The 4,962-nt window shown below is 58.2% G+C and carries 4 protein-coding genes, 1 tRNA gene and 1 pseudogene; 3 read left to right on the top strand and 3 right to left on the bottom strand.

What is annotated here, in order from left to right:
• The 3 genes and pseudogenes from ACW81B_RS11730 to ACW81B_RS11740 all read left to right on the top strand — a co-directional run.
• A pseudogene (locus ACW81B_RS11730) lies at positions 1 to 468 on the top strand (aminotransferase class I/II-fold pyridoxal phosphate-dependent enzyme); the annotation flags it as partial.
• 62 nt (positions 469 to 530) lie between these two features.
• A tRNA-Asn gene (locus ACW81B_RS11735) sits at positions 531 to 606 on the top strand.
• A 168-nt stretch (positions 607 to 774) separates the two neighbouring features.
• Positions 775 to 1,095 carry a hypothetical protein gene (locus ACW81B_RS11740; protein WP_491580412.1) on the top strand — a complete coding sequence of 107 codons (321 nt, stop codon included), beginning with the start codon at positions 775 to 777 and terminating at the stop codon, positions 1,093 to 1,095.
• Here the strand turns inward: ACW81B_RS11740 and ACW81B_RS11745 are convergent, their stop codons facing one another.
• From ACW81B_RS11745 to ACW81B_RS11755, 3 genes are all read right to left on the bottom strand, one after another.
• Positions 1,096 to 2,082, bottom strand: a complete 987-nt coding sequence (locus ACW81B_RS11745; protein WP_491580413.1) for a Wzz/FepE/Etk N-terminal domain-containing protein — start codon at positions 2,080 to 2,082, stop codon at positions 1,096 to 1,098.
• A 6-nt stretch (positions 2,083 to 2,088) separates the two neighbouring features.
• Positions 2,089 to 4,596 (bottom strand): SLBB domain-containing protein, encoded by a 2,508-nt coding sequence (locus ACW81B_RS11750; protein ID WP_491580414.1) that lies wholly within the window; start codon positions 4,594 to 4,596, stop codon positions 2,089 to 2,091.
• A 23-nt stretch (positions 4,597 to 4,619) separates the two neighbouring features.
• The coding region (locus ACW81B_RS11755; RefSeq protein ID WP_491580415.1) for a YjbH domain-containing protein at positions 4,620 to 4,962 on the bottom strand (343 nt) is incomplete at its 5' end.

Genomic DNA, 4,962 nt, shown 5'->3' on the forward strand with positions numbered 1-4,962 from the left:
GCCTATGCCATGACCGGCTGGCGCATCGGCTATGCCGGCGGCCCGAAACCACTGATCCAGGCGATGAAGAAGATCCAGTCGCAGAGCACCTCGAACCCGGCGGCCGTCTCACAGGCCGCAGCCCGGGAAGCCCTGGATGGCTACCCGTCCTGTATCGCCCCCATGCTGGCTGCGTTCCAAGAGCGACACGACTATGTGGTTGCGGCACTGAATGCGCTGGATGGCGTGCGCTGAGCCGAGGCGGACGGCACCTTCTACGCTTTCCCCGACCTCAGCAGCGTGATTGAACGGCTGGACGGGATCAACGATGACGTCGAACTGGCGGAACACCTGCTGAACAAAGCCGGGGTGGCGCTGGTGCCGGGTTCCGCCTTTGGCGCACCGGGTTACCTGCGCCTGTCCTTCGCCACCGGCATGGACACGCTGAAAGACGCGCTGGGGCGTATCGCCAGGGCACTGGAAAGCTGATTTCCATGCGGTTGACCGACCGGGGGCAGTTCCGTATTATCCCCGGCTTCGCGAAACGCGATTCCCCGGTAGCTCAGTCGGTAGAGCGGGTGACTGTTAATCACTAGGTCGGCAGTTCGAGCCTGTCCCGGGGAGCCATCTACGAAAAAGGCCAGTGAAACGATCACTGGCCTTTTTTATTTCCGCAAGCCACTGAATCCGGTGCCTTAGTCTGTAAATAAGACTTGACTTCACTTCCATCATTCACGATTCTTGGCACCACACAGGCACCCAGCCATAACCCGGCCAGCCAGGGAGCATCACAACGTGACCAAAAACCCGGTATTCCAGTTTGCGATCTGGGCAATTTTTCTGAACCCTCCGGTTTTCGCCCAGGAAGCCATCCAGATCGAAATCGACAGCGCTCCGGTTGAAGTCGAGATCAACAAACCCGGGCCACCCGTGAAACAACCTGAACCCGCACCCGTGGAACAGGCCAAAAAAGTTGAACCCCGAAACAAGCCGGTGGAAGCTGAATCCGGCGGTTACGGGGTGGCTATCGGAATCGGCGCACTGGTGGCAGGTGCGCTGGCGGCTCTCGGTGGCGGTGGCGGCTCCGGTGGCGGAAATTCCACGCCCCAGCACTAGTCAGTCGGCGTTACTGTTCCCCGCAACATCACGCTCGCCTCGTACGGCATTCAGTGTCAATGCCAGAATGATCCCGAATATCAGTCCGAGCGTGGCGGACAGAACCAGCATCATCAACAGCCTGACGTTGAACGGTTCCTCTGGCGCCGTGGCCGGGTCAATGACCTTGAACGCATAGGCCTCGTTGATATTGGCAACAATAATCTTCTTCATTTCAGATTCAATCAGCTGATGCAGCACCTGCTGCAGTTCAACCACACTGGTCTTGCCAAGCTGGTCCTGAAGATAGGCAATGGCCTGGTTTGATGCCTCAACGGTCTGCTGACGCAGGGTCCGGTTAATGCGGGTCACCAGCGCATTGGCCCATTGGGCGGCAACTTCAGGGTCTTTCCATTCGATGGACAAGGTGAGCAGGCCGGTGCTCCGGTGTTCACGGATAGTGCGAACATGCTTGTCGAACTTCTCGTAGCTGTCCCACAGGGTGGGTATGTCCGTTTTATCGGAGACTGCCCAGCGCTGGTTCTTTTCGTCCCACAGGTCGGAAAACAGAATCCTGTCCAGCTTGTTGTCCTTGATAAATTGTTCGTTGAAACGGCGTGACTTCAACGTTGCAATGGATTCGCTCTTTTTGTCGCCGCGGTTCAGGTTAACGCCGGCCAGTGCGGCGATATTGCCAAACTGCTTGAAGGACTGCAGGTAGGCATTACTCCCGTCCTGGTCGGTGACCGGCGCCAGCAAAACTTCGGCGCGATACAGGGGCGTTTTCAGCCATGTTGCCAGACCGGCCAGTACAGCGGCCAACAGGGTAACACCCAGCACCAGCACCCGGTATTTCCTGACAACCCGCCACAGGTCATAGAGACTTATCTCGGCCTCGTCCGTATAAACAGCGGCCTCGCCGTCCTGCAAAGGCACAGGCGTGACAGTGGGCAATTCCTTACCCGCCTGCTTACACTTGCCCTCGGGCATTTTGTTTCTGGCGTACATGTGGCCCTAGAATACTCCGATTGCGTTGGCGCTGGCAGCCGCAATCGCCAACTGGTAAATAATCTGGCTCACATTGGTCCACAGCGTAATCGGGCGCACACGCTCGACATCCAGTGGCACGACAATCGTGTCACCGGGTTTTATATCACCACCACGGATATCCTGATACCAGCTGCTGCCGGTTTCAACACTGCCATCGGCACGAATCACATAGGTGCGCCGGGTATCCGCCTTGCTGGTTGCCCCACCACTCATATTGATATAGCGGTCACGATCCAGTCCTTTGGTATACAGGTGCGAGGTGGGGTAAAACACTTCACCGGTCACGGTGACTTCCTGGGTGACCGGGGGAATGTAGAGCTTGTCGCCATCGGCAAGCGTCACATCGTAGTCACTGCGACGTCCCTCCCGGGTCTCTTCCATCAGCTTTGGAAGATTAATGACCAGCCGCCCGGTTGGCTTGATGGAACGCAGCTGACTACCGAGTTCGCGGATGATGTCCAGCGAACCGGCATTACCGCCCTTCTCCTGCGCCAGTTTCAGCGACACCGAGGCAAGATCCGACTCCAGCCGGCGGGTCATCTCGGCAATACGCTGCTGCTCGCGTTTGCGCAATTCCTCACGGAGAAAGACCGCGCCCTGGGGGAAGGCCATGTCAGCAAGACCACCGGCACGTTCCAGCAAACTGCTGAGCTGTTCACCACGCGCAATCGGGTAAATACCCGGGAAGCGCACCTCACCCTGGATCTCCACGGTTTCAGCCGTGGCCCATTCAGGCAGACGTTTGATATTGAGCACATCATGCGATTGCAGGACAAGATCTGAAGACCTGTCACCCTTGAGAATACTGGCAAGGTCAACGCCCACATGCGCAATCTCACGGTAACTGCCGTCAACGACAGCATAGCGTGTCAGTTCGGCGCCAAGTGCGTAAGCCGCTTCAGCCAGCCCGCCACCGGCCCGAATCAGATCACTCACCTTCATGGATTTTTCGAGCGGGTAGTCGCCGGGGTGACGCACCACACCACCCACGTGAACCGTACGCGCCGGTTGCTGAAAACTCGCCTGCTGGTTGAGCAGCTCAACCAGTTCATCGACGGCTTCGCTGCGGTCCTCACTGGCGCCGAACACGATCACTTCATCGCGTGAATGGAGTACCACATTGTCGTCTGATTGCGGATTTTGCAACGCCTCTCCCAGACGTACGGAAAACACTTCTATCCGCTGGTCCGGCATCAACTCCCGCCGTATCAGGGTATAGCCGAGATCCGGGCGTGGCAGCAGGTCGTCTTTAATGGAATGAATCAGGTCTGACAAGCGCATGCCTGCACGCCACTGATAGCCCCCTGGCCTGTTCACATGACCCGACAGCAGAACGATGTCCTCCATCTTTTCCAGAATGGAGAATACCCGCAGCGTGTCACCGGCCTGCACGTTAGTCGCGAGCGCCGGCTTGTCGTTCAGGTTCACGTCCACCAGCGTGCGTTCGCCGCGTGCATTGATACGGTCAATCTGCGAGGCCTGCGGGTAGGCGGTAGGCAACAGCCCACCGGACAATTCCAGCAACTGCTGTATCGTGCGTTCGCGCCTGAGTTCATAAATGGCTGGCCGCCGCACTTCACCGGCCACGCCAACGGTACGCCCGACCGGCGGCACAAAAATTACGTCACCGGGCTGCAGGCGAACATCATTGCCGGTATCACCGTGTAATAACAGATCGTACAGGTCCAGATGAGCGACCACCGTGCCATGGCGCTTCAGCTGGATATTGCGCAGGGTCCCGATCTCACTGACACCGCCACTGACAAACAGCGCGTTGGTCATGGTCGACAGGGCGCTGACCGTATAGGAGCCGGGTTGGTTGACATCACCGAGGATAAAGACGCGGATCGAGCGCAATGCGCCCATGGTGATGACCACCTGTTCACCGATCATCTGTTCTTCTATGCGCGTTTTGAGGACATCCTGCATTTCACGGAATGTCATACCGGCTACCGAAATGGGGCCGAGCCTGGGGAAGAGCAGGCGGCCTTCACGGGACACCACCAGGCTGTACTCGGCGTGCTCCTTGCCGAACAGCTGGATTTTCACCGTATCCCCGGGGCCCAGCACATAATCGACGTTAATCGGGATATCCGTTGCCGGGGCAAAGGTGGTGGGGACATCAGTAAACAGGTCGTAACCAAACGGCTTCAGGGGCGCTGTGGTCTTGTAGGTTTCGTCGATAACGACCTGCGTGTCTGTGCTGTCCTCATCGGTCTGCGGGCGATGTTCAGGCTGTGCCGGCAATGGCACGACCAGCCGGGGTTGCCGGAGTGCCGGCTGCTCGACCCGCTCGATTTTTTCCTGCCCGAGCGTTTCCATCAGACGGGCCTTTTGCTCGGGCGCCAGCTGCTCAAAACGCTGCATCTGTTCCGCTGTGGGCGTTTGTGCCGCAGTAACCGTTACCAGGCAAAGCATCAGAGCAAGGCCGGCAAGATAGCGTATGAAAGCGGATTTTCGAGGTATCGTCATGGGCATTTTCATTATCGGGTCAGTCACTGGCCCAGCTGGCTGGCGACGCCATCATCGGCGCTATCCAGCATGAGTGTGCGTTCGGTGATAGTGTACAGATCAGCGGGCGAAACCACCATTTGTCCGACGTCGCGCGTCCAGGGCGATAGCGAAAAGGCACTGCGCGCCCGCGTATCCCGGGTCAACATGGATTCCAGCGGGATGGTCATGAAAATCCCTTTATCGAAATACGGTGAGCCCGGGCTCCCCGGAGGGGTGGTGTCGTCACCATCCGTGCGGGTGTACCAGGCCCCGAACGTGATGCCTGAACGGAAGCGGCGTTTCAGCTCGAAACGTATGCCCTTGTCTTTGGCCAGAAAACGGCCT

The organism is Thiogranum sp., assembly GCF_058323355.1.